This window comes from Bradyrhizobium icense, assembly GCF_001693385.1.
Taxonomy (GTDB): domain Bacteria; phylum Pseudomonadota; class Alphaproteobacteria; order Rhizobiales; family Xanthobacteraceae; genus Bradyrhizobium; species Bradyrhizobium icense.
Window position 1 is genome coordinate 4,164,688 of the sequence record NZ_CP016428.1, and the last position, 21,650, is coordinate 4,186,337.

Annotated in this window: 21 protein-coding genes; 12 read left to right on the forward strand and 9 right to left on the reverse strand. The window is 63.9% G+C overall.

All coding sequences use genetic code 11. The annotated features are described in order from the left end of the window. Positions 1 to 32 precede the first annotated feature (32 nt). A complete protein-coding gene (locus tag LMTR13_RS19630) occupies positions 33 to 815 on the forward strand; it encodes a GntR family transcriptional regulator (protein ID WP_210184841.1) in 783 nt (260 codons plus the stop codon). A 168-nt stretch (positions 816 to 983) separates the two neighbouring features. Here the strand turns inward: LMTR13_RS19630 and LMTR13_RS19635 are convergent, their stop codons facing one another. Together LMTR13_RS19635 and LMTR13_RS19640 are read right to left on the reverse strand one after the other, a co-directional pair. Then, positions 984 to 4,211: an alpha/beta fold hydrolase gene (locus LMTR13_RS19635; protein ID WP_197520868.1), complete on the reverse strand. Its 3,228-nt coding sequence runs from the start codon at positions 4,209 to 4,211 to the stop codon at positions 984 to 986. Positions 4,212 to 4,450: 239 nt separating this feature from the next. Further along, positions 4,451 to 4,708 carry a hypothetical protein gene (locus LMTR13_RS19640; protein WP_065729264.1) on the reverse strand — a complete coding sequence of 86 codons (258 nt, stop codon included), beginning with the start codon at positions 4,706 to 4,708 and terminating at the stop codon, positions 4,451 to 4,453. A gap of 269 nt (positions 4,709 to 4,977) precedes the next feature. Here LMTR13_RS19640 and coaD point away from each other — a divergent pair, with 269 nt between their 5' ends. From coaD to LMTR13_RS19675, 7 genes are all read left to right on the forward strand, one after another. After that, positions 4,978 to 5,475, forward strand: a complete 498-nt coding sequence (gene coaD, locus LMTR13_RS19645; protein WP_065729265.1) for a pantetheine-phosphate adenylyltransferase — start codon at positions 4,978 to 4,980, stop codon at positions 5,473 to 5,475. A 44-nt stretch (positions 5,476 to 5,519) separates the two neighbouring features. Beyond that, the gene (locus tag LMTR13_RS19650; protein WP_065729266.1) at positions 5,520 to 6,062 is read left to right on the forward strand and encodes a peptidylprolyl isomerase; all 543 of its coding nucleotides are present in this window, start codon (positions 5,520 to 5,522) and stop codon (positions 6,060 to 6,062) included. 4 nt (positions 6,063 to 6,066) lie between these two features. Further along, complete coding sequence (locus LMTR13_RS19655) at positions 6,067 to 6,507, forward strand: hypothetical protein (protein ID WP_065732823.1); 441 nt, start codon at positions 6,067 to 6,069, stop codon at positions 6,505 to 6,507. After that, on the forward strand, positions 6,483 to 6,944 hold the full coding sequence (locus tag LMTR13_RS19660) for a peptidylprolyl isomerase (protein WP_065729267.1): 462 nt from the start codon (positions 6,483 to 6,485) through the stop codon (positions 6,942 to 6,944). Before LMTR13_RS19655 ends, LMTR13_RS19660 begins: the two co-directional genes overlap by 25 nt. Before the next feature lie 142 nt (positions 6,945 to 7,086). After that, positions 7,087 to 8,163, forward strand: a complete 1,077-nt coding sequence (queA, locus tag LMTR13_RS19665; RefSeq protein WP_065729268.1) for a tRNA preQ1(34) S-adenosylmethionine ribosyltransferase-isomerase QueA — start codon at positions 7,087 to 7,089, stop codon at positions 8,161 to 8,163. A 178-nt stretch (positions 8,164 to 8,341) separates the two neighbouring features. Then, positions 8,342 to 9,643 carry a PQQ-dependent sugar dehydrogenase gene (locus LMTR13_RS19670; RefSeq protein WP_065729269.1) on the forward strand — a complete coding sequence of 434 codons (1,302 nt, stop codon included), beginning with the start codon at positions 8,342 to 8,344 and terminating at the stop codon, positions 9,641 to 9,643. 186 nt (positions 9,644 to 9,829) lie between these two features. After that, complete coding sequence (locus LMTR13_RS19675; RefSeq protein ID WP_197520869.1) at positions 9,830 to 11,158, forward strand: IS1182 family transposase; 1,329 nt, start codon at positions 9,830 to 9,832, stop codon at positions 11,156 to 11,158. 109 nt (positions 11,159 to 11,267) lie between these two features. Here LMTR13_RS19675 and LMTR13_RS19680 read toward each other — a convergent pair whose 3' ends face one another. The 4 genes from LMTR13_RS19680 to LMTR13_RS19695 form a co-directional block, all read right to left on the reverse strand. Further along, positions 11,268 to 12,317: an aspartate-semialdehyde dehydrogenase gene (locus LMTR13_RS19680; RefSeq protein ID WP_156795682.1), complete on the reverse strand. Its 1,050-nt coding sequence runs from the start codon at positions 12,315 to 12,317 to the stop codon at positions 11,268 to 11,270. Positions 12,318 to 12,545: 228 nt separating this feature from the next. Further along, positions 12,546 to 13,151 (reverse strand): PepSY domain-containing protein, encoded by a 606-nt coding sequence (locus LMTR13_RS19685; protein WP_065729271.1) that lies wholly within the window; start codon positions 13,149 to 13,151, stop codon positions 12,546 to 12,548. Positions 13,152 to 13,425: 274 nt separating this feature from the next. Then, the gene (locus LMTR13_RS19690; RefSeq protein WP_065732824.1) at positions 13,426 to 14,166 is read right to left on the reverse strand and encodes a TetR/AcrR family transcriptional regulator; all 741 of its coding nucleotides are present in this window, start codon (positions 14,164 to 14,166) and stop codon (positions 13,426 to 13,428) included. Between the two features lie 136 nt (positions 14,167 to 14,302). Next, on the reverse strand, positions 14,303 to 15,394 hold the full coding sequence (locus LMTR13_RS19695) for a patatin-like phospholipase family protein (RefSeq protein WP_236843028.1): 1,092 nt from the start codon (positions 15,392 to 15,394) through the stop codon (positions 14,303 to 14,305). A 306-nt stretch (positions 15,395 to 15,700) separates the two neighbouring features. Between LMTR13_RS19695 and tgt the strand changes: the two genes are divergently transcribed. Next, complete coding sequence (gene tgt / locus LMTR13_RS19700; protein WP_065729273.1) at positions 15,701 to 16,834, forward strand: tRNA guanosine(34) transglycosylase Tgt; 1,134 nt, start codon at positions 15,701 to 15,703, stop codon at positions 16,832 to 16,834. Between the two features lie 6 nt (positions 16,835 to 16,840). Here tgt and LMTR13_RS19705 read toward each other — a convergent pair whose 3' ends face one another. Beyond that, positions 16,841 to 17,056 (reverse strand): hypothetical protein, encoded by a 216-nt coding sequence (locus LMTR13_RS19705; protein WP_065729274.1) that lies wholly within the window; start codon positions 17,054 to 17,056, stop codon positions 16,841 to 16,843. 233 nt (positions 17,057 to 17,289) lie between these two features. Between LMTR13_RS19705 and cysK the strand changes: the two genes are divergently transcribed. Continuing rightward, on the forward strand, positions 17,290 to 18,267 hold the full coding sequence (gene cysK / locus LMTR13_RS19710) for a cysteine synthase A (protein WP_065729275.1): 978 nt from the start codon (positions 17,290 to 17,292) through the stop codon (positions 18,265 to 18,267). Between the two features lie 2 nt (positions 18,268 to 18,269). Then, positions 18,270 to 18,509, forward strand: coding sequence for a BrnA antitoxin family protein (locus tag LMTR13_RS19715; RefSeq protein WP_065729276.1), 240 nt, complete (start codon positions 18,270 to 18,272; stop codon positions 18,507 to 18,509). A 96-nt stretch (positions 18,510 to 18,605) separates the two neighbouring features. Here the strand turns inward: LMTR13_RS19715 and LMTR13_RS19720 are convergent, their stop codons facing one another. Both LMTR13_RS19720 and LMTR13_RS19725 read right to left on the reverse strand, forming a co-directional pair. Continuing rightward, positions 18,606 to 20,027, reverse strand: a complete 1,422-nt coding sequence (locus LMTR13_RS19720; protein ID WP_065729277.1) for a caspase family protein — start codon at positions 20,025 to 20,027, stop codon at positions 18,606 to 18,608. Positions 20,028 to 20,202: 175 nt separating this feature from the next. Next, positions 20,203 to 21,078, reverse strand: a complete 876-nt coding sequence (locus tag LMTR13_RS19725; RefSeq protein ID WP_065729278.1) for a DMT family transporter — start codon at positions 21,076 to 21,078, stop codon at positions 20,203 to 20,205. A gap of 160 nt (positions 21,079 to 21,238) precedes the next feature. Between LMTR13_RS19725 and LMTR13_RS19730 the strand changes: the two genes are divergently transcribed. Then, entirely contained in the window at positions 21,239 to 21,637 is a 399-nt protein-coding gene (locus LMTR13_RS19730) for a RidA family protein (protein ID WP_065729279.1), read from the forward strand. Positions 21,638 to 21,650: the final 13 nt, after the last annotated feature.

The following is a 21,650-nucleotide window of genomic DNA, read 5'->3' on the forward strand; positions in this document are numbered from 1 at the left end:
TGGGAGCCGCCAACCCGCGAGAGCTGTTCGACATGCCAATCTACGAGGACATCGCCCGCGATTTGCTGGAGGCGATCCACCGCGGCCAGTATCCGGTCGGCGGCCTGATCCCGACCGAACTCGAGCTTGCCGCGCGCTACGACGTGAGCCGGCAGACCGTGCGGGCGGCGATGCGCCGGCTCACTGAGCTCGGGGCGGTCTCGCGCCGGAAGGGCTCCGGCACGCGGGTTGAGACGCGCGAACGCCCGCAAGAGAGTTTTCAGCAGACGCTCGGTTCACTGAGCGATCTCGTGGAGCTCGCTGCGGCGACGGAGCGCGACATCAGGAGCATCGAGACCGTCGTGATGGATCGCCAGGCAGCAAGGCGCTTCGGCTGTCAGCCGGGGTCACGCTGGCTTCGGATCGCGTACGTTCGCGCATCGACAAAGCCCAAAAGTTCACCGTTGGCCTGGGTCAACGTTTATGTCGAAGAGAGCTACGCAGATGCCGCGCGCGATATCAGAAAAGACCGCCGCCTGGTGTGCGAAATGATTGCGGACAGTTACGGCGTGATCGCCTCCGAAGTGCATCAAACCGTTGCCGCGACCGTTGTGCCGAACGAGTTTGCCAAGGCGCTGGGCGCAGAAGCAGGATCGGCCGCGCTCGAGGTCATCCGCAGCTATCTGGACTCGCGCGGCCGCCTGTTCGAGATCTCGGAAAGCATCCATCCCGCCGGCCGCTACGTCGTGACCTCGGTACTGAAGCGGGTGGCCAATCCGGGAGCGGCAGACGGCAGCCCGGCGCGATCTTCCGGAAGGGCGAGACCGCGCGCCTGAGGTAGGCGGTAGCGGGCATCTCTACTCGCTACTGGCTGCAGTCGGTTGGAGATTAGGGTGCGGGTTCATTGGCAACCAGCTAAAGCAGATCGACGCGAGCTTAAAGGGGCAACTCCGCTGGCCGGCTCGCGACCAATACTGGCCCGCCAGCGGCCCCGACTTTTGGTTTCACGCCGCCAGCGATCCTCGAGACGTTCTTTCCGCGCGTCCCGTGCGAACGAAATTGCGAAGCACATCGCAAAACTCGTTCGTGGCCGAGAACATCGGGTTATGGCCCTTGCCCTCAAACATATAGAGCTGCGCGTCCGGAATGCGGGATGCGATGAATTCGCTCGCGGTGCAGGGAATGAGTTGGTCTTCTCGACCGTGGGCGACAAGCGTCGGGACGGCGATCGATTCAAGCAGTGGTGCGATGTCCAAGTCCGGATCCGCATCGTAGAAGCTCAAGATCGTCTCCAGTGGCAGCCTGCAGACGCGCTCGGCGGCCATCCGCCGCAACTCGTCGGTATCTGGCTCGCTGTAGACGTACCGATTGTGCAAGCGAATCAATTCCTCAATGGCACCCCGACTATACGCGTCCTCACGACGCGCCATCTCGGCACGAAACGCCATGTAATCCGGGTTGAGTACCGGGCGCCCGTCCGCTCCGATCAACGGCGTGCCCACCGTCATGATCTTTCCGACGAGCTCCGGGTGTTTGTGGGCAAGCTGGATAAGCAGGTTGGAGCCGCGCGAGATGCCAACGCCAACGATCGGGGCAGCGTCGGCCGCGTGGATGATCGCCCGCAGGTCCTCCATGTGTTGGAGCGTCGAATAAGGGCGCACCAGGGGGTCGGATCTTCCGGCGCCCCGGCAGTCGATGGTGATGACACGGAATTCCTGGCAAAGCTGCTCGAGAATCGGTTCAAAGGTCGCCAGCCCGTATACGATCGGATTGATGAACACGATCGACGGCTCGCCGCTACCGTGCTCGTAGAAGACGAGCCGCGCGCCGTCCCGCACCGCGTGTCGGGCGCGGTGAATGCAGTTGCGCGCGCGGTCGCGGTCAGCGTCGGATTCGCCGAGCGCCATGGCGCGCTCGTAGTAGTTGTTCGCTCGATCCAGGTCGTCGTCGACGCCGGCCAAGTCGCCCAGCATCAGGAGGCACTCGCGCTCGGTGCACCGATCGGTCGGCGCCGCATTGTCCCGATGACGGGTGGTGAGCCGCAGGCACGTTTCAAGCTGGGAGACCGCTTCTCTTGCGGCGTGCCGCGCCTTTGCCAGCCGACCGGCGGCTAGAAGATAAATTGCCCCCCGGTCAGGCAGGCCGCCTTCAATGAAGTGATGGGCGACGATCTCGGGCTGGCCCTCTGCGATCTCTGGTCGCAAGCGCTCGATCGCCTGCGCGATGCGCGCATGCAGCTGCTGACGGGACGACTTGAGCAGGGTGGCGTACGCCGCGTCGCGGACGAGCGCGTGCTTGAAGTTGTACGCGTGCCGCGGCGGCATTCCGCCTCGCTGGATCAGTCCAGCCTTGCAAAGTTGACCGAGTGCCGCAGCCAGCTGCGGTTGGGGGTATCCGGCAATCGCGCCAACGACATCCTCCTCGAACTCCCGACCGATGCAGGCGGCGATTTGGGCCACCTCGCGTGCCGGAGCCAGGCGATCGAGGCGCGCCATGAGCGAATCCTGCAGCGTCGCCGGGATGGCAAGTGGCGGAAGAGGGCCGTCAAGCTCGAGATCGCCATCGACGGCTGTCGTCTTCCAGATCGCCGCTTCAAGGACCGTTTTCGTCAATTCCTCGACGAACAGCGGAACGCCCTCGGTGCGGGAAAGAATGGCTTCAATCACGATTGGCGGCAGCGATCGTTCGCCCGCCGCCATTTGGATAAGCGTTCGGCATGCTGGCCGCCCGAGGCGGTTGAGGCTCAGTAATGTGACGTGCGGGAAATTGGTCCAGGGCGTAGGCACGTCGGGCCGCAAAGTTACGACGAGAAGTATTGGCAGACCGCGGATCCTGTCCACCATGCGTTCGAAGAGTTCCTCCGAGGTCGGATCGAGCCAATGCGCGTCTTCCAACACCATCAGCATCGGCCGCTGGCGCGAAAGCCCCTCCATCTGTCCCAGCAGAATGCCGAACAGCCGCGCCTTCTTCTCCTGTGGCGTCCCTCCAGGCGCCACGTAGCCGCCATCGAGCGGCAGCCCCATGACCTCGGCGAGCCGCGGCACCGCGTCCTCGCCAAACTCGCCGGCTTGGCCGACAAGCCGATCCAGTTTCTCGAGCTTCAATGACGGAGTGTCCTCGTGGAGATACCCTGCCGCGCGCTGAAGCTGGGCGATCACCGGCCAGAGCGCGCTGTTCACATGGTGCGGCGAACAGTAATACCCGATCCGGAAACGAGGTTCGGTTCGCAGGCGCTCACGAAGCGCGAGCACAATCCGCGACTTGCCGATGCCGGCCTCCCCGGACAGCAGCACGACCTGTCCCTCGCCGCTTTTCGCCATCTCCCAGCGGTCGATGAGCAAAGCGAGCTCATTTTCGCGGCCGATGAGAGGACCAACATCGGCCCGCCGGAGGGCTTCGAACCGCCCCTCGGCCGTCGCTTCGCCAAGGACGCGGAAAGCCGATACCAGGCCTTCGATTCCTTTGAGCTGTTGCGGCCCCAGATCCGTGATTGTGAACCAGCTGCCAAGAAGACGACGCGTGCTCTCGGAGACCACGACGGCACCGGGCTCTGCGAGCTGCTCCAGGCGTGCGGCGAGGTTGGGCGTGGCGCCCACGACTCCCTCTTCCTGTGCAGCACCTTCCCCGATCAGGTCGCCGACCACGACCAACCCGGTCGCAATCCCGACGCGCGCGGAAAGAGCTAGGCCGGCTCGTTTCTCTAGTCCCTCTACGGCTTCCACAATTGCAAGCCCGCTGCGCACTGCACGTTCGGCCTCGTCCTCATGCGCCTGCGGCCAGCCGAAATAGACCAGCACACCATCGCCCATGAGCTTGGCGATGTATCCCTCGAAGCGGTCCACCTCCGCTGCAACCGCTTTGTGGTAGGCGGCAAGGATTTCCCTCAACTCCTCGGGATCGAGGCGCACCGAAAGTGCAGTGGAACCGACGAGGTCGACGAACATCACCGTCAAATGACGGCGCTCGGCGGGCCGCGTTTTAGTCGACGGTCGTGAAGCGCTTGCCTCCGCTGGCGGCGGTCCGCGATCTTCCTCCAGATTCTTGCCGAGTGTCGGGGATAGTGCGGCGATCGCCGAGAGTAGCTTCTTGCGATGGCCAAGCGATGCGATGCCGAGTTCACGCAGATCGTCTGCCGTCAAGCTGGGCAGCGTCTCCGCATCTACGTCGTTGTCACGAAACACGCTCTCGTACTGATGCAACCCGAGGCGGCGCAGCCAATCCGCTATGTCCACATCGACCTCCCGCAGGAAAGGGGCGGTCACTAGTCGCAGCGGAAGTCTACCGCAGCCTTCAACAGCACACCATCCCCGGTCCCGTCCACTGGCAAAGAGCCGCGGTCGGCGGGCTCGAATTGGCAGCGCAATCCCGGGCGATGGGCCACGAGGTCTGGCGCGCAAATGGCGAGCAGGGGGGCATCCCTACTCGCCACCAGAGCGTTCCTTGGAGGTTAAGCGGAACGAAAATTGCGCCGTTACGGGGTGCGGTCGGCGGTAACCAGGCGGGCTTCCTTCACCATCGATTTGGAGTCGGCGGCGCGGAGGCAGGAAGCTTCGAAATTCGGCCAGGCCTGCTGCGAGCAATCCTTACCGACGGTACGGATGTCCAGGCGGTCGCCCTTGGCAAGCGCCTGCGGCACGCTGGCTTCGACCTGGGGGGCAAAGCCGGGCAATACGGTCAGCGCGGCAGCAATGAAAGCGGCAGCAGCGATGGCGGAAAAAGCCTTTATCATGACGGTCCCCTGTCATGGGCCTTCGCGGCCCGTCGTTTCGTTGGGAGGACTTGTAGCCAGGGCAAGTTTCCGGCCGTCTTCGCGGGTGCGGAAAATGGTTTCGTCGGGGCTGAGTTTTGTTTCGTCGGCCAGTGGCGGACGAAACATTGCCGCCCGTCCAGCGCGCGCCCGGCCCCACGACTGGTTCATTGGCCGATCCCAAAAAAAGCCGCACCAGGGGGAACCGGGCCCGGCTTGCCGGGCCGCCCGGGGCGGGGTAGGAGGGACCTATGCCCCGTATCGCGCTCTATCCCGGTTCATTCGATCCCATCACCAACGGCCATCTGGACGTGCTGCGGCACGCCGTGACGCTGTGCGACCGCCTGATTGTCGCCATCGGCGTCCATTCCGGTAAAAAGCCGCTGTTTTCGACCGAGGAGCGGCTCGAGATGGTTCGGGCGGTATGTGAGCCGATTGCGCAAAAGGCCGGCTGCGCTTTCGACTGCACCACCTACGACAACCTCACCGTAGCTGCGGCGCGGCAGGTCGGCGCGACCATCATGATTCGCGGCCTGCGCGACGGAACCGATATGGACTACGAGATGCAGCTTGCCGGCATGAACGAGGTCATGGCGCCGGAGGTGCACACCGTGTTCGTTCCGGCGTCGCCCGCGGTCCGCCCGATCACCGCCACGCTAGTGCGCCAGATCGCGGGCATGGGCGGCGACTTCTCCGCCTTCGTGCCGCCCCAGATTGCCGCGAGGCTGAAGGCCAAGTTCGCGGGCTAACGCGCTCGCACGCGCTGTCCTGTTTTCACATCACCGGAGCTTTCATGATCCGAATTCTCGCCGTTCTCGCCGCGCTGTTCGTTGTGGTCCCCGCGATCGCGCAGCCGCTGCCCGCCAACCTCGACAAGGCGAATGCGATCGTGATCGACACCACCAAGGGCCGCATCGTGATCAAGCTGCGCAACGACATCGCGCCCCAGCATGCCGAGCGCATCAAGCTCTTGGCGCGCGAGGGCTACTACAACAACGTGCCGTTCCATCGCGTGATCGAGGGATTCATGGCGCAGACCGGCGACGGCAAGAATTTCAACGGCACCGGCGGTTCGAAACATCCGAACCTGCCGGCCGAGTTCTCCAACGTGCCGTACAAGCGCGGCATCGTCGGCATGGCGCGAACGAGCGATCCCAACTCGGCGAATTCGCAGTTCTTCATCATGTTCGCCGAAGGCGCGTCGCTGAACGGAAAGTACACCGTGATCGGCGAAGTCGTGTCGGGCATGGACGTGGTCGACAAGATCAAGCGCGGCGAACCGGTCGTCGATCCCGACAAGATGGTGAAGGTGCAAGTCGCATCCGACATCAAGTGAGGCCATGACGGCGGGCCGCAGCAAGCCATTCGTCTGGTTTACCGCGGTTCTCGTGTGGCTTGCATCGGGTGCGCATGCGCAGGCTCAGCCGCAGCAACTCGATACCATCAAGGACGTCTTTGCCAAACTGCATTCCTGCTGGCAGCCGCCGCCTTACTCGCGCGCCAACCCGATGGACATCACGGTCGTCGTCAGCTTCAACCGCGAGGGCGCCATTCTGGGTCAACCGAGGATCACGTACGAATCGGAACGAGCCAGCGACAACGACCGGATAGCGTACCGAACTGCCGTAATGGAGGCATTGCAACGCTGCACGCCGTTGCCATTTACCGAGGGACTGGGCGGTGCGGTCGCCGGCCGGCCTTTCGCGGTCCTTTTTAGAACCCGCAAACGTCCACCCAAACCGGAAGAGAAACGAGCATGGCTGATACAGAAAATACTTTGATCCTTGAAACCACCCAGGGCCCCGTCACCATCGAAATGCGTCCCGATCTGGCGCCGGGCCATGTCGCCCGGATCAAGGAACTGGTGCGCGAGGGATTTTACGATGGCATCGTGTTCCATCGCGTCATCGAGGGCTTCATGGCGCAGACCGGGTGCCCGCACGGCACCGGCACCGGTGGCTCCGGCAAGAAGCTGAAGGCCGAGTTCAACAAGGAGCCGCATGTGCGCGGCACCGCCTCGATGGCCCGTGCCGCGAGCCCTGATTCCGGCGACAGCCAGTTCTTCATCTGCTTCGACGATGCCTCCTTCCTCAACGGCCAGTACACGGTCTGGGGCAAGGTCACGTCCGGCATGGAAAACGTCGACAAGATCAAGCGCGGCGAGCCGGTGCAGAACCCGGACAAGATCGTCAAAGCGCGGATGGCGCTGGACGCGTAACTCTCGCCCCTCATGGTGAGGAGCGTACGCACTACGCGTCTCGAACCATGAGGCCAAGGACGCTGCAGCACCCGGGCCTCATCCTTCGAGACGCGCTATCGCGCTCCTCAGGATGAGGAACTGGGGTTGACGTGCAAAGCCGATGCGCACCGATCTCTTCGATTTCGAACTCCCCGCCACCCGCATCGCGCTGCGGCCCGCGAGCCCGCGCGATGCTGCGCGGATGCTGGTGGTGCAGCCCGATGGGGTGCTGCGCGACCGCACCGTCGCCGAGTTGCCGCAATGGCTGGAGCCCGGCGACCAACTCGTCGTCAACGACACCAAGGTGATCTCCGCCCAACTCAAGGGCCGCCGTATCGGCCGCGAGACCGAGCCGAAGATCGAGGCAACGTTGATCAAGCGGCTGGACGGCTCGCGCTGGCGCGCGCTGGTTAGGCCTGCGAAGAAGCTCGCGCCCGGCGACATCGTTCGCTTCGGCAATGAGGGCAAGGTCTGCCTGCTCGGCCATCTCGATGCCGAGGTGGAGGCCAAGGGCGACGAGGGCGAGATCACGCTGTCGTTCTCGTTTCACGGGCCGGCGCTGGATCAGGCCATCGCCGATCTCGGCACGCCGCCGCTGCCGCCCTATATCGCCTCCAAACGCACGCCCGACGATCGCGATGCAGCCGACTACCAGACCATGTTCGCAGCGAATGAAGGTGCCGTCGCAGCGCCGACGGCGGGATTGCATTTCACGCCTGAGCTCGAAACGGCGCTTCGCCGCCACGGCGTCGAATTGCATCGGATAACGCTGCATGTCGGGGCAGGGACCTTCCTGCCGGTGAAGGTCGAGGAAACTTCCGCGCACAACATGCATGCCGAATGGGGATCGATCTCGGCCGATACTGCTGCCGCGCTGAACGCTGCGCGCGCCAATGGCGGCCGCATTGTTGCGGTCGGCACCACGTCGCTACGGCTGTTGGAAAGCGCCACGGCCGAAGACGGCACCGTTCAGCCGTTCGACGGCGAGACCTCGATCTTCATCACGCCGGGCTATCGCTTTCGCGCGGTCGATATCCTCATGACCAATTTCCACCTGCCGCGCTCGACGCTGTTCATGCTGGTGTCGGCGTTCTCCGGTCTCGACACGATGAAGCGCGCCTATGCGCATGCGATCGCGGCAGGCTACCGGTTCTATTCCTATGGCGATGCTTGCTTGCTGTTTCGCGCGCCGGATTGAGGCAAAGCCGGGCGTCTTCGCTTGAAAAGAGGCCCGCCAATTGGGCGGGCAAAGGTCAGGGAGGAAGCGCTCTGACAATAAAGCGCCACCCCCTGTCTCTTTGATTCGGCTGATGTCGCCAAGATCGTATAACTACCGTCTCGCGGCGCATCGGTGCGCGGAACAACAGGGGCCTTGCATGAACTTTTCCGGCATTTTCGCGCGAATAGTCGCGCTGATCGGGGCCGCGGCGCTGCTGTGGCGCCGTCGGCAGGGATCCGAACCCAAACCGGCCTGGGGCAACACGCCCGCAATTCCGGCGGCGAAGCCGCAAGGGGCTATTCCGACGCTCAAGATGCCGACGGCTCAAGGCTGGAACACTGGGCAAAAGCCGACCGCAGCGCCCGGGCTCAAGGTCAACGCGTTTGCGACCGACCTGGACCATCCGCGCTGGATCAACGTGCTGCCCAATGGCGACGTCCTCATCGCCGAGGCGACGCAGATCGCCGGACCGCCCAGGAGCGTGTTCCACTATGCGATGCAAGCGACAATGCGGCGTGCCGCGGCGCTCGGCATCAGCGCCGACCGTATCACGCTGTTGCGCGATCGCGACGGCGACGGCGTTGCGGAGGCGCGAGGGATCTTCATGGAGGGACTGAGCCAGCCGTTTGGCATGGCGCTGGTGGGCGACACCTTTTATGTCGGCAACACCGACGGCGTCGTCGGCTTTCCCTATGTGGCCGGTGCTGACCGCATCGCCGCCGAGGGAAAAAAACTCGTGACGTTCAAACCCGGCGGGCACTGGACCCGGAGCCTGCTGCCGAGCGCGGAGGGCAAGAAGCTCTACGCGGGCGTCGGCTCGCTCAGCAACATCGCCGAGAGCGGCATGGAGGTCGAGCACGGCCGCGCGGCGATCTATGAGCTCGATCTGGCCAATGGCACGAGCCGCATCTTTGCCAGCGGCCTGCGCAATCCCGTCGGCCTCGCCTGGGAGCCCAACACCGACGCGCTCTGGACCGTCGTCAATGAACGCGACGGCCTCGGCGACGAAACGCCGCCGGATTATCTGACGTCAGTGCGCGACGGCGGCTTCTACGGCTGGCCCTATTGCTACTGGGGCCAGACGGTGGACGACCGCGTGCCGCAGAATCCGGCCATGGTAGCGAAGGCGATTCAACCGGACTATGCGCTCGGCGGCCATACCGCCTCGCTCGGCCTGTGCTGGATGCCATCCGGCACGCTGCCGGGCTTTCCTGACGGCATGGTGATTGGCCAGCACGGTTCCTGGAACCGCAGCACGCTGAGCGGCTACGCCGTCGTCTTCGTACCGTTCGAGAACGGCCGCCCCTCCGGCCCGCCGCGCGATATTCTGACGGGCTTTCTCGCACCGGATGAAAAGGTCTCCTACGGCCGGCCGGTCGGAGTGACGCTGGGTCCTGACCGTTCGCTGCTGGTGGCCGACGATGTCGGCAACGTCATCTGGCGCGTGACGGGCGCGTAGCTGCGGTAGGGTGGGCAAAGGCGCGTTTGCGCCGTGCCCACCCTCGTTTCGCATCAACCTGAATGGTGGGCACGCTTCGCTTTGCCCACCCTACGAGGCTGTGAATCTTTCATTTCGGCTTGGCGGATGTAGCGGAGATCAAGGCGGTCGTGATTCTCTATGTGCGTTGATTCGCCGGAGAGAATAATGGCTGACGAAGGGCTCTTTGGAGAATTGCCGGAACAGGTAAAGCCCCGAGCGGGTGCGGAGCCGCGTGGAGCGCCGCGACTGCGCGAGCCAATGCGCGAGCAGATCGAACTTCGCGCTGTGGATATCGAGAGCCTGATCGGGCAAGAGCATCCGGCGCGCGTGATCTGGGGCTATGTTGAGGGGCTGGACCTGAGCGAGCTTGAGGATCGGGTCAAGGCGCGGGAGAATACGCCCGGCCATCCGCCGCCATCGCCACGACTGCTGCTGGCTCTTTGGCTTTACGCCACGAGCGATGGCGTGGGCAGCGCGCGTGCCTTGGCCCGCCTCTGCGAGAACCATGACGTCTATCGCTGGCTCTGTGGCGGGGTGTCGATGAACTATCACACGCTGTCGGACTTCCGGGTCGGTTGTGCCGACCTGCTCGACCGGTTGCTGAGCGAGCATCTGGCGGCGCTGAGCAAGGCGGGGCTGGTCGATCTGGAGAAGTTGACCCAAGACGGGGTGCGGATACGGGCCAATGCGGGGACCGGATCGTTCCGGCGCGAGGCGACGCTGGATCGGCAGATGGCGCAGGCCCAGGCGATAGTGGAGGAGCTGAAGCGCGAGGTCGATGCGGATCCGGAAGCCAGCAATCGGCGCATCCGGGCCGCCAGGGAGCGCGCGGCGCGCGAACGCAGCGAGCGCGTACAGGCTGCGCAAGCGGCGCTGGCCGAGATCAAGCGCAAGCGAAAGCAACTCGACGAGAAGGGCGGCAATGGCAAAAAGCCGAAGGAACCGCGGGCCTCTACCACAGACCCGCAGGCACGGGTGATGAAGATGGCGGATGCCGGCTTCCGTCCAGCCTACAACGTGCAGGTGGCCAGTGCAGCGGGCGAGCTGATCGTGGTCACGGTCGATGTCGATAACAATGGATCGGATCGCGGCCTGATGCGGCCGATGCTGGAACGAACGCGCTCACTGCTGGGCTGCTTTCCCCGCCGCCACCTCGTCGATGGCGGGTTCTGCAGCGCCGAGGACATCGAGTGGGCGCATGGCAAAGGCGTTGACGTCTACTGCCCACCAACACAATCCAGGAGTGGCATCGATCCTTATTTGCCCCGGCCCGGCGACAGCCCGGGCGTGTTGGCCTGGCGTGCCCGCATGGCCAGCGAAGATGGCAAGGCGCAGTACCGAGCCCGCACGATCTGCGAATGCATCCATGCCCGCTGGCGCAACTGGGACCTGCGGCAATTGACCGTCCGCGGCATCGACAAGGTCCGCGCCGTCGTGCTCTGGTTCGCGCTCACCAACAACATCTTGCAGGGCCACCGTCTCGCCAAAACCTAGTGGCACCGCCAACGTCCGTCTCTTCACAACGGTCGGATCAACTCACACCCTGACCTCGCCTTGCCAATCCCCGCGGACCCAAAAGCTTCACAGGCTCTACGGTCGCCCCTCACGCCATCGCGCGCTGCGGCAATAGCTCCGCGATCTGGATCGCATTCAAGGCCGCGCCCTTCAGCAGCTGATCGGCCGACACGAACATCGAGATCGAGTGGCCGGAGGCATCGCTGAGGTCCTTGCGGATGCGACCGACGAGAACGTCGTCCTGGCCGGACGCATCGATCGGCATCGGAAAGTAGTTCTTCGCGCGGTCGTCGACGATTTTGACGCCCGGCGCCTTCGACAGGATCGCGCGCACCTCGTCCTCGGTGATCGGCTTTTCGCATTCGAAGGTGATGGCTTCGCAATGGGCGCGCAGCACCGGCACGCGGACGCAGGTGACGCCGATCGCGATCTTGTCGTCCTCGAAGATCTTGCGTGTCTCCTTGATCACCTTGGTCTCTTCGTCGTTGTAGCCGGTCTCGGGGTCGATCGCGGTGTTGTGGCTGAAGACGTTGAACGCGTAGGGGAGCGGGATCACCTTGGGCGTGAAAGGCCGGCCGTCCAGATAGGCGCGGGTCGACTCCACGAGCTCTTCCATCGCGGCCGCGCCTGCGCCGCTTGCCGCCTGGTAGGTCGAGACGATCATGCGCTTGATGCGGTTCTGGCGGTGGATCGGCCACAGCGGCACCAGCGCGGTGATGGCCGAGCAGTTCGGGTTGGCGATGATGCCCTTGTGGTCGCGGATGCGGCCCGCATTGATCTCGGGGATCACCAGCGGTACGTTCGGGTCCATCCGGAACGCCGAGGAATTGTCGACCACGACCGCGCCGGCCTTCACGGCAGCGGGCGCGAACTTGCGCGAGATGCCGCCGCCGGCCGAGAACAGCGCGATGTCGACGCCTTCGAACGACTTTTCGGTGAGCTCCTCGATGACGATCTTCTCGCCGCGGAAGTCGATGGTCTTGCCGGCCGAGCGGGCGCTCGCCAGCGCCTTGAGCTTGCCGACGGGAAAATGGCGCCTGTCCATGGTGGCGATGAATTCGGCGCCGACCGCGCCGGTCACGCCGACGATGGCAACAACGGGTTCGTGGCTCACGGGTCTATCCTCTGGTTTAAGCATATGCTTGCGGGCAATAAAAAAGCCCCGGTCCTTTTCAGGCGGGGCTTCGGTTCGGATGATGCGGTCGTTCGACTACGCGCGCGCGGCTCCCGAGCCCCCAGAGGGTGCTTTGGTTTTCGCGGTCGCTTTGGTCGAAGTCGTCATGGCGCGGACTTATGCGGCAGCTTTGAGCTGCCGTCAACGGCTTTTCGCCTTATCCGGGCTGCAACGGAGGCAGACGAGCCCGCATCATCGCCGCCTTGCGGCGCCGGGAGGCTCGAGGATCACCGCTTTCAGGTCGTTGCCAGTCATGACGACGATCGCAAAATTCAGCCGGCCGCGTTCGCGGATCAGGCCGCCGCTGATGGCCTTGCCCGACGCCGCGTGCTCGGCCACGCGGACGGCATCTGCCAGGCGCTGCCGGATCGTCTTCAGTGCAACGAGGTTGCTGCGGTCCCCGGCATCGAACTCCTTCAAAGGAAAGGCGGCTTCGCCGCCGACGATCTTGCCGGTCGTGGCGTCGATGGTGTGGTGCCAGATGCGGTCGTTGTGAAGGGTCTTGACGCGGTAGACCGGTGAATCCGGCGCGCCGTCGAAGCTGACGTCGGCGGTCGTCGCGCCGGCATGTAGCGCTTCGGCGATGGCCATCGCCTGGCTCAGCGAGATGGCCGAGCCACGGAAAAGCTCGAGCTCGCGACTGACCGCCTGCTGGTCGGACGCGGCACCATCGTCGGCCTCATTGCGGAGCGAGGTCGGCTCGTCGGTCGGCGAGGCCATGGCATAGATCGGGGCAGGGAGGATGACCGCCACCAGGACGACTGCAAGCAAATGTCTCCAACATCGGGGCGTACGCATGTTTGCAAGTCTCCATCCTTGAGGCTGTCTCTGCCGGCGGAGGGGCCGGTTCGTCTCGTATAACGCGCGGCCGACCCTTTGGAGGCATACGGGTCGGCCGCGGAACGCCGCAAAGGTACCGCCGTTCGCAGCGATCGAAGCGGTGCGAGCCCCGCCGGGACTGCCAAACAGGAACTCGCACTTCGCTTGTAACAAAACCATACCGTATCGTTTTGTTTTGGTCAAGAACGCCCCCGCGCCGCTCCGCATGTGAAACTCCGTTCTCACGGAATTGTCAGCGGGAGGGACGTCGCCGAGGTGTCGTTTTGGGAATGGACTGGACGCGATTCGGTGGCCCGAGTGCACCGGCCAGGAACAGCCTGATCGCCAACCGCATGCGCTTTTCGGCGGACTTCATCTCCAGCGGCGTTCCGAACGTCGCCATGCGGTGCGTGTGACCGACGACCACGTCGAGAAAGACCTCCGCCGCGATCCCGGTATCCTCGACGTCCATGGCACCCTGCGCGACCAGATGATCAAAGAACCGCGCCGTCGTTGAAACGGCCTTCAACCAGCCTTCCTCCTTGCCAAGCTTGGCAATGTCGGGAAAGTTGATGGCCTGTGACGTCATCATGCGGCTGAACGCGACGGCATCGGGTCCGCAGGTGAACATCAGCATCTCGCGCCCGACCTCTATCAGGCGCTGCTCGACCGAAATGTCCGAGGCACGCGTGAGCTGCACCTCCGCCGCTTCGGCAAGCGGCGCAAGCCAGCGGTCAATTTCGCGCCTCAGCACTTCCGCAAACAGTCCGCGCTTGTCGCCGTAGCGCGCATAGACGGTGGGCTTGCTGACCCGGGCTGCTTCCGCAACCGCATCAAGCGACGTCGCATCATAGCCCCGGTCCAAGAAAAGACGGGTGGCAACTTCGATCAGCCGCTGATCGCGCTCGATGGCGGCGCTCTTCGTCGGCCGGCCGCCGCGCGACTTCGGGACGTCTCGCCTTGCCGGTCTGGCCTTGGTCGCAGTCAATCCCATGCCCAATGATTCCTGCGCGGTCGTAATAGTCGTCATTGCTCTATAACGCGCAGCAACAGGGGCGTCATCGCGAATCTGGCCGAATTGGCCATATCGGCAACCGTCCAGGCAGGTCGTCGTGCGCTCCTAAAGTGGTTCACGGAAGCGTGGCCGTCCAGGCGCGGCCCGATGCAGCCTTCTCATAGCCATACCGATAGAGGGCGCGCATATAGGTGGTGTCGAATCCCTCGGAGCGCAGCGCCGGATAGTCGCGCTCGATATAGGACAGATGGAAGCCCCACCGGTTGCGCTTGGCGAAATCGTAGGTCGAGAAGATGACCGAGCGCGTCTGGGACTGGGTGATCGACGACAGGCTGCGCGAGGCGACATCGAGCGTGCTGTTGGACACGAGCTCGAAAGTTCGTTCGAGCTTCTTGTTGACGAGGATGTAGATGTTCATCCGGCTGTTTCCGGGCAGGCGTCCCTGGAAGAGCAGGGCATCCGGCAGCGTCAGGACCGGAGCTGTCACGCCGCCGTCGACATGCATCTCCTGAAAGCGCCGGCCCTGGCCCTCGGCTTCGATGAGGATGGGCGGGAAGACCAGAGGAATGCTGGCGGAGGCCGCCATCACGTCGCGAAACAGGTGCAGCGCCTCGGGCGAACCGACGGCTGCGATTTTCCCCATGTCCCAAACGACCGTGCGCTGGGTGTCGAGATCGGTCGTCACCACGAGCAGTTTTCGGCCCTTGGCATTTTCGCGTGCAACGGCGGCCAGGATCTCCGGCCCGACATAGCGAGCCACCAACTCGCGCAGTCGCTTGTTGCCGAACAGGCCGGATCCGAAGAGCACGCGGATGATGCTGGGATCATCGAGCAGGCTCTCGGCTATGCCGCTGGTGTAGACCTCCCTCAGCGTGTCGTCGTATTGGGACCCGAGGAACGCAAAGGGCGCGATCAGGCCGCCGGTGCTTACGCCTGAGACGACCGAGAAGGTCGGGCGGGTGCCGGCCGCGGTCCAGCCGTTCAGCACGCCCACCCCATAGGCGCCATCTGCGCCGCCGCCGGAGAGCGCGAGATAGGTCCTGGTTGAGGAGAGGTCGTCTTTCTCGAAACGGAATTTCGTGACGGGGTCGTCAGTGTAGCGCCGCAGGCCGTCGATATCGAGCACGCGGGAGCTAGAGGAATCCGCAGCGCTGTAGGGCGTCCGCGGCAGGGACGTGCAGGCGGCCAGCGCGAGGCTGCACAGCAAGACGGCTGACCTGAGCAGGCGTGAGCCTGTCCTCCTGATCCGCCCGTCGGAGAGAATTGATCCATTCAGAAGAGAGGGGGAGGGCATTCGCCGTCAGTTACCGTACACGCAGTTGCCGCCGCTGGCCTCACCGCCGCGGCGTCCCGTCATGGCTTCGTTTATAAAACTACACGGTATCGTTTTATTTAACAAGGGAGATGCTGAGCCGCTCTGGGCGGCTCAATTGTGTCCGGCGTGGGGCACGGGCTGTTCGGAACGCGCACTGAGCGGTTGATTGGCCGTTCCCGGCACGCAATAAGCAGCGCCATGAATCTTCCCAATCATTTCGAATTGCTCGCCACCAATGGTACTGCGCGCACCGGGCGACTGACTACGCCGCATGGCGTAGTGCAAACGCCGGCCTTTATGCCGGTCGGCACGGCGGGCGCGATGAAGGGCATGCATTGGCGCGAGGTGCGGGACGCCGGCGCCGATATAGTGCTCGGCAACACCTATCATTTGATGCTGCGGCCGGGCGCCGAGCGGATCGCCGCACTTGGCGGCTTGCAGACCTTCACCGGCTGGAACGGGCCGATGCTGACGGACTCTGGCGGCTTCCAGGTGATGTCGCTGTCGGACCTGCGCAAGGTGAGCGAGAAAGCCGTGACGTTTCGCTCGCATATCGACGGCACCAAGGTCGAGCTGTCGCCGGAGCGTTCGATCGAGGTGCAGCGGCTGCTCGGCTCCGACATCGCGATGCAGATGGACGAATGCGTGCGGCTGCCGGCTGCGCGCGACGACATAGAACGCGCGATGCGGCTGTCGTTGCGCTGGGCCGAGCGCAGCAAACGGGCGTTCGAGACCGCGCCTGATGGCTACATGCTGTTCGGTATCGTGCAGGGCGGCGACATTCCCGAGATGCGCCACATCAGCGCGCGCGAACTGGTCGACATCGGTTTCCACGGCTACGCGATCGGCGGGCTTGCAGTGGGCGAGCCGCAGGCCGTGATGTTGTCGATGATCGAGGAAACCGCGCCTGCGCTGCCGGCCGATCGGCCGCGCTATCTGATGGGCGTCGGCACGCCGGAGGATCTGCTGGAGGCGGTGGCGCGCGGCATCGACATGTTCGATTGCGTGATGCCGACCAGGAACGGGCGTCACGGCATGGCGTTCACGCGTTTCGGCCAGATCAATCTGCGCAACGCCCGCCATGCCGACGATCCGCGGCCGCTCGATGAGGAGAGCGAATGGCCCGCAGCGCGCAACATCTCGCGCGCCTATTTGCATCATCTGGTCAGGTCGGGAGAAACGCTCGGCGCGATGCTACTGTCGGAGATCAACGTGGCTTATTACCAGTATCTGATGCAGGGCATGCGCGACGCGATCACCGCCGGCACGTTCGAGGCATTCCAAAAACAAACGCGCGCCGGATGGGCGCGCGGTGATATTGCTCCACGATAGTTTGAATCAATTACAGGCGAACCGCTTGACCGAATGCTTGGTCACGAAACCGTAACCGCAGGTGTCGCAGGTCCAGAGATAGCTGATCACGTTGTCGTTGAGGTAGGCTGAAGCTTCCGCAGCCACCATGGTGTCGGCGCACACGGGGCAGGTCGGCAAATCACATCCGCGCGGATCTGGCCCAAGCGCTACGGTCGACCGGATTTCAGCAATAGCTGGCATCGTGACCTCCCTGCGATCTGAACCTCAGGCTCAGCCCACGACCAAAGTATAAACAGAAATCTTTGACGATGTCGCAACATAAATGCGTTGATTTCGCGATATTTAGCGACGTTCTTGTTTTGCAATGCAGCGAATGCTTCGTTCCGGTATTTCTGCCTTGCGCATCGATGTGGCCGCCTCCTAAGTAAGAGAGCGCCTTTTCCCCCGCACATGATCGCTTTGGGAGTGTCGAGATGGATGCATCGTTAGCCGCGGGTGCAGTGCAACGTCCTGGGCGGGGACGGGTCTTCGACTCCATCGTCGATGCGATCGGCGACACACCGATCGTTCGTTTGCGCAAACTGCCGGAGCAGCATGGTGTTAGCGCAACCATCCTGGCCAAGCTGGAATATTTCAATCCCGCCGCGAGCGTCAAAGATCGCATTGGCGCGGCGATGGTGATCGCGATGGAAAAGGCCGGCGTGATCAACGCCGACACCGTGCTGATCGAGCCGACCTCAGGCAATACCGGCATCGCGCTGGCGTTTGTCGCTGCCTCCCGTGGCTACCGGCTGAAGTTGGTGATGCCGGAATCGATGTCGATCGAGCGGCGCAAGATGCTGGCGTTTCTCGGCGCCGAGATCATCCTGACGCCGGCTGCGCAGGGTATGAAGGGTTCGATCGCAACCGCAGAGGAACTGGTGCGGACGACGCCCAACGCGGTGATGCCGCAGCAGTTCAAGAACCTCGCCAATCCCGAAATTCACCGCCGCACGACAGCGGAGGAGATCTGGAACGACACCGGCGGCAATATCGATGTCTTCGTCGCCGGCGTCGGCACCGGCGGTACCATCACCGGCGTCGGCCAGGTGCTGAAACCGCGCAAGCCGTCATTGCGGATCGTCGCCGTCGAGCCGGAGGAAAGCCCGGTGCTCGGCGGCGGTCAGCATACGCCACACAAGATCCAGGGCATCGGCGCCGGCTTCATTCCGGACATTCTGGATCGCTCCGTGATCGATGAGATCGTCAGGGTCAACGGCCCGACGGCGATCGAAACCTCGCGTGCGCTGGCGCGCATGGAGGGTATTCCCGGCGGCATTTCCTCGGGCGCTGCAATCGCGGCGGCGCTTGCGATCGGCAAGCGTCCCGAGAGCGCCGGCAAGACCATTTTGGCCGTCGTGCCGTCATTCTCAGAGCGGTATCTTTCGACGGCATTGTTTGAAGGAATCTAGCGATGGCGGATCAGCCGCGCCGGCCGAGAACCCTGAACGATGCGCGCACCGAAGCCGAGGCCGCATTCAAGCGCGCCACCGCCAAGGTAGCGCAAGCACCGGCCAAACAAGCTGCCGTTCCCGGCGTGCGCGAGCAGGTCACGCTGCGGATCGATCAGGATGTGCTGGAATGGTTTCAGGAGGGGGGTCCGGGCTGGCAGGATCGCATCAATGAGGCGTTGCGAAAAGCCGCGGGCAAGTAACACGGCTTTTGACGCAAATCGGCCTGCGAGGCACAAAATGAAAAAGGCCCGGGATGGATCCCGGGCCTCTTTGGCAGATGGGTCGCTTGCCGTTAGTTAGCGCAGCATGCCGCCGACGACACCGCCGATAAAGCGGCCTGCACCGGCCGGATCCGGGCCGGGGTTGCTGTACTGGCGCTGCGGCGGGGGCTGCTGCGGCTGCGGTTGCGCCTGAACGGTGCTGGGGGCGCGGCGCTTGGGGGCGGGGCGCTCCTCCTCGGAACTCGCAGTCGGTGCCGCCGCCACGATCTCCGTCAGCAGCGCCTTGTGCTGCAGCCTGTTGAGGTAGCCGCTCTTCGGATAGCCGCGCGCCGCCTGCCAGCGCGTGATCACGGCGCGGGTCGGGGCGTCGAACTGGCCGGTGACCCTGGTGTCGAAACCGAGCCCGTTCAGGCGGCGCTGCACGTCGCGCCGCTGGCCTCTGTCGAGGCCGATCTGGTCCTCGGTGGTCTGGTTTGCTTCTTCCTTGAAGGTCGCGGGATCGATGCCCGTGCTCAGGTTACGGGTTGCATCCTTTGCACCGCTCTCCAGCGATGCAATCCGCGACAGCGCCAGCGACCGGAACTGACCGTTGGGATAGTTGGTCAGATAGGCGTTGAACTCTTCCGGCTTGTTGGAATCCTTGATCGAGCGCCAGAACTCCAGTTCGACATCGGACCCCGGCTTTGCACCTGACGCCGGCGCTGCAGCGGCCACCGCACCGGGCGCGGGCGCGCCGTTCAGGTAGACGGCGCCGATCAGGTTGGTGTGACCCCAGGGCAGTTGTCCCTTGTTGGTCTCCTCGTTGACCTGCGCACGGACTTTGGTCATCGCCTGCTGGATCTCGACGCCGGGCTGGGTGAGATTGGCGAGCAGGGCGCGCGTGAACGGGCTGTTGCCGCCTTCCTGGCCATCGAGTGCGGTCTGGCCGGGGCCGGTCGCGAACGCGATCAGCGTGCCTTCGCCGGACTTCATTTCAGCGAGACCCGTCTGCACGTTGACGCTGCGGGTGGCCGAGTTCGACTTGATCTTGGCCGCGAAGGGATTGTCGCGGCAAGCGTCGAGGAACACCAGCTTGACCTTGGCATCGCCCATGGTCTGCTCGAGGGTGAGGTCGATATTGATCGCGGCGCCGAGTTTGACGTCCATTTCGGATTTGATGTCGGCGTCGATGGGCAGCAAATAGTTCGTGCCCGAGATGGCGATGCCGTGGCCGGCATAGAAGAACAGTGCGACGTCGGCGCCTTGGGCCTTCTTGCCGAAGTCGAGCAGACGTTCGGTCATCTTGTCGCGCGTGAGATTGGAACCTTCGACCACCTCGAATCCGACATTGCGCAGCGCAGCGGCCATCGCCTTTGCGTCAACGGAAGGATTCGGAAGCGGTGCCACGTTCTTGTAGGTGCCGTTGCCGACGACGAAAGCGACTCGCCTTTCGGCTTGGGCGGTTCCGGCCGCAAAGACCATGCATATGACGGACAAAATGAGGGTTTGGTAACGCATAGGAAATCCCCCTGCAGAATCGACAAAGGCTTTGGCTTGTAACGTGCCTGGACATTACAAAAGATCGCCCGCTTCGCACCACAAAAAAGCTGGCGAACAGCCAAATCCGGAAGCATCCGTTACCGTTACGACACGCGCCGGGGCGTGATCTAGATCACAGCCCGGGAAATAAAGTTCAGCCTTGCACGCGCGCAGGCGAAGGATTCGGTTTCAGGTTCAACAGATTGCCGGTGAGGATTAGCGCCGCGCCGAGCACGGTGAATGCATCCAGCCGTTCCGAATAGATCAGCCAGCCCGCGGCGGCGCTCAATGGAACCCGCAGAAAATCCATCGGGATCACCACGGTGGCATCCGCGTGCAGCATCGCGCGCGCCATGCAGTAGTGGGAGAACGTGCCGCAAAACGCGATCACCACCACCCAGCCCCAGAGATGGGCGGGCGGCCACGTCCAGACGTAGAGCGCGGGGAAGAGACCGGCCGCCGACTGGATCACCAGCATCCAGAACATGATCGAGAGCGTCTGCTCGGTCCGGGTGAGCGACTTGACCATCGCCACCGAGACGCCGAACCCGACCGCGGCCGCCAGCGCGATCAACTGCCCCGGATCGATCTCGCTGGCAGCGGGCCGAACGATGACCACGACGCCGACGATTCCGAGCATGATCGCAGCGATCTTCCAGAATGTCATGCGCTCGCCCAGAAACGTGGCGGCCAGGATCGCGGTCCAGATCGGCATGGTGAATTCGATCGCCACCACCTGACCGATCGGGATCAGCGTGAGCGCAAAGAACCAGCCGAGCTGCGCGCCATAGTGAATGAGGTTGCGCGCAACGTGCTGCGGCAGGCGTGCCGTCTTCATCATGGCAAATCCGCCCTTGGCGCGGATCAGCGGGTACAGCATCAGGAAGCCGAGGATCGAACGCATCTCCATGAGCTGGAACACGTTGATCTCGCGCGCGGCTTCGCGTCCGGCGATCGCGATGATCAGCATCAGGGTCAGCCAGCCGGCCATCCACAGCGCGGCCAGGGCTTTGGATTGTATGCGGTCCATTCGCGAGGAGATCGGTTGAGGGCAGGCCGGGTATCGGCGAGGGCGCCACAATTTGCAACGCGCAAATGCGCGGGGGCAGCGATGCGCGCCGTCGCAATTTCGCTGTGGGAGCGGCTCCCGGTTCAGTGCTAAGAGCGGCGGTCTCAAGGAGGACTTACACATGCGTATCTTGCAACCGGCCGAATGGTCGAAACCCCGCGGCTTCTCGCATGGTGTCGAGGTCGACGCTTCAGGCAAATGGATCGTGCTCGCCGGCCAGACCGGCGGCGACGAGAAGGGCGACTATGCCCCGGACATGGCCGCGCAGGTCGGCACGGCGCTGAAGCGCATTGTCAAGCTGCTTGGGGAAGCAGGCGCCGGCCCTGAGCACATCGTGCGCCTGACCTGGTACCTGACCAGCCGCAGCGAATATGAGGCCGCAGGCCCCGGCATCGGTGCGGCCTGGAAGGAAACACTCGGGCGCAATTTCCCGCCATCGACGCTGCTCTACATCGACGGGCTGGTCGACGTCAGGGCCAAGGTCGAAATCGAAGTCACCGCCTTCGTGCCCAAGGCGTAATACCACGTGTGCC

Bases quoted from the DNA above. Each gene is read 5' to 3' on its own strand.
- LMTR13_RS19705 (WP_065729274.1), bottom strand. From the start codon at position 17,056: ATGCCAGCTATTGCTGAAATCCGGTCGACCGTAGCGCTTGGGCCAGAT.
- cysK (WP_065729275.1), top strand. From the start codon at position 17,290: ATGGATGCATCGTTAGCCGCGGGTGCAGTGCAACGTCCTGGGCGGGGA.
- LMTR13_RS19720 (WP_065729277.1), bottom strand. From the start codon at position 20,027: ATGCGTTACCAAACCCTCATTTTGTCCGTCATATGCATGGTCTTTGCG.
- coaD (WP_065729265.1), top strand. From the start codon at position 4,978: ATGCCCCGTATCGCGCTCTATCCCGGTTCATTCGATCCCATCACCAAC.
- LMTR13_RS19630 (WP_210184841.1), top strand. From the start codon at position 33: ATGCCAATCTACGAGGACATCGCCCGCGATTTGCTGGAGGCGATCCAC.
- LMTR13_RS19685 (WP_065729271.1), bottom strand. From the start codon at position 13,151: ATGCGTACGCCCCGATGTTGGAGACATTTGCTTGCAGTCGTCCTGGTG.
- LMTR13_RS19660 (WP_065729267.1), top strand. From the start codon at position 6,483: ATGGCTGATACAGAAAATACTTTGATCCTTGAAACCACCCAGGGCCCC.
- LMTR13_RS19730 (WP_065729279.1), top strand. From the start codon at position 21,239: ATGCGTATCTTGCAACCGGCCGAATGGTCGAAACCCCGCGGCTTCTCG.
- LMTR13_RS19725 (WP_065729278.1), bottom strand. From the start codon at position 21,078: ATGGACCGCATACAATCCAAAGCCCTGGCCGCGCTGTGGATGGCCGGC.
- LMTR13_RS19650 (WP_065729266.1), top strand. From the start codon at position 5,520: ATGATCCGAATTCTCGCCGTTCTCGCCGCGCTGTTCGTTGTGGTCCCC.
- queA (WP_065729268.1), top strand. From the start codon at position 7,087: ATGCGCACCGATCTCTTCGATTTCGAACTCCCCGCCACCCGCATCGCG.
- LMTR13_RS19715 (WP_065729276.1), top strand. From the start codon at position 18,270: ATGGCGGATCAGCCGCGCCGGCCGAGAACCCTGAACGATGCGCGCACC.
- LMTR13_RS19690 (WP_065732824.1), bottom strand. From the start codon at position 14,166: ATGGGATTGACTGCGACCAAGGCCAGACCGGCAAGGCGAGACGTCCCG.
- tgt (WP_065729273.1), top strand. From the start codon at position 15,701: ATGAATCTTCCCAATCATTTCGAATTGCTCGCCACCAATGGTACTGCG.
- LMTR13_RS19680 (WP_156795682.1), bottom strand. From the start codon at position 12,317: ATGCTTAAACCAGAGGATAGACCCGTGAGCCACGAACCCGTTGTTGCC.
- LMTR13_RS19675 (WP_197520869.1), top strand. From the start codon at position 9,830: ATGGCTGACGAAGGGCTCTTTGGAGAATTGCCGGAACAGGTAAAGCCC.
- LMTR13_RS19670 (WP_065729269.1), top strand. From the start codon at position 8,342: ATGAACTTTTCCGGCATTTTCGCGCGAATAGTCGCGCTGATCGGGGCC.
- LMTR13_RS19640 (WP_065729264.1), bottom strand. From the start codon at position 4,708: ATGATAAAGGCTTTTTCCGCCATCGCTGCTGCCGCTTTCATTGCTGCC.
- LMTR13_RS19655 (WP_065732823.1), top strand. From the start codon at position 6,067: ATGACGGCGGGCCGCAGCAAGCCATTCGTCTGGTTTACCGCGGTTCTC.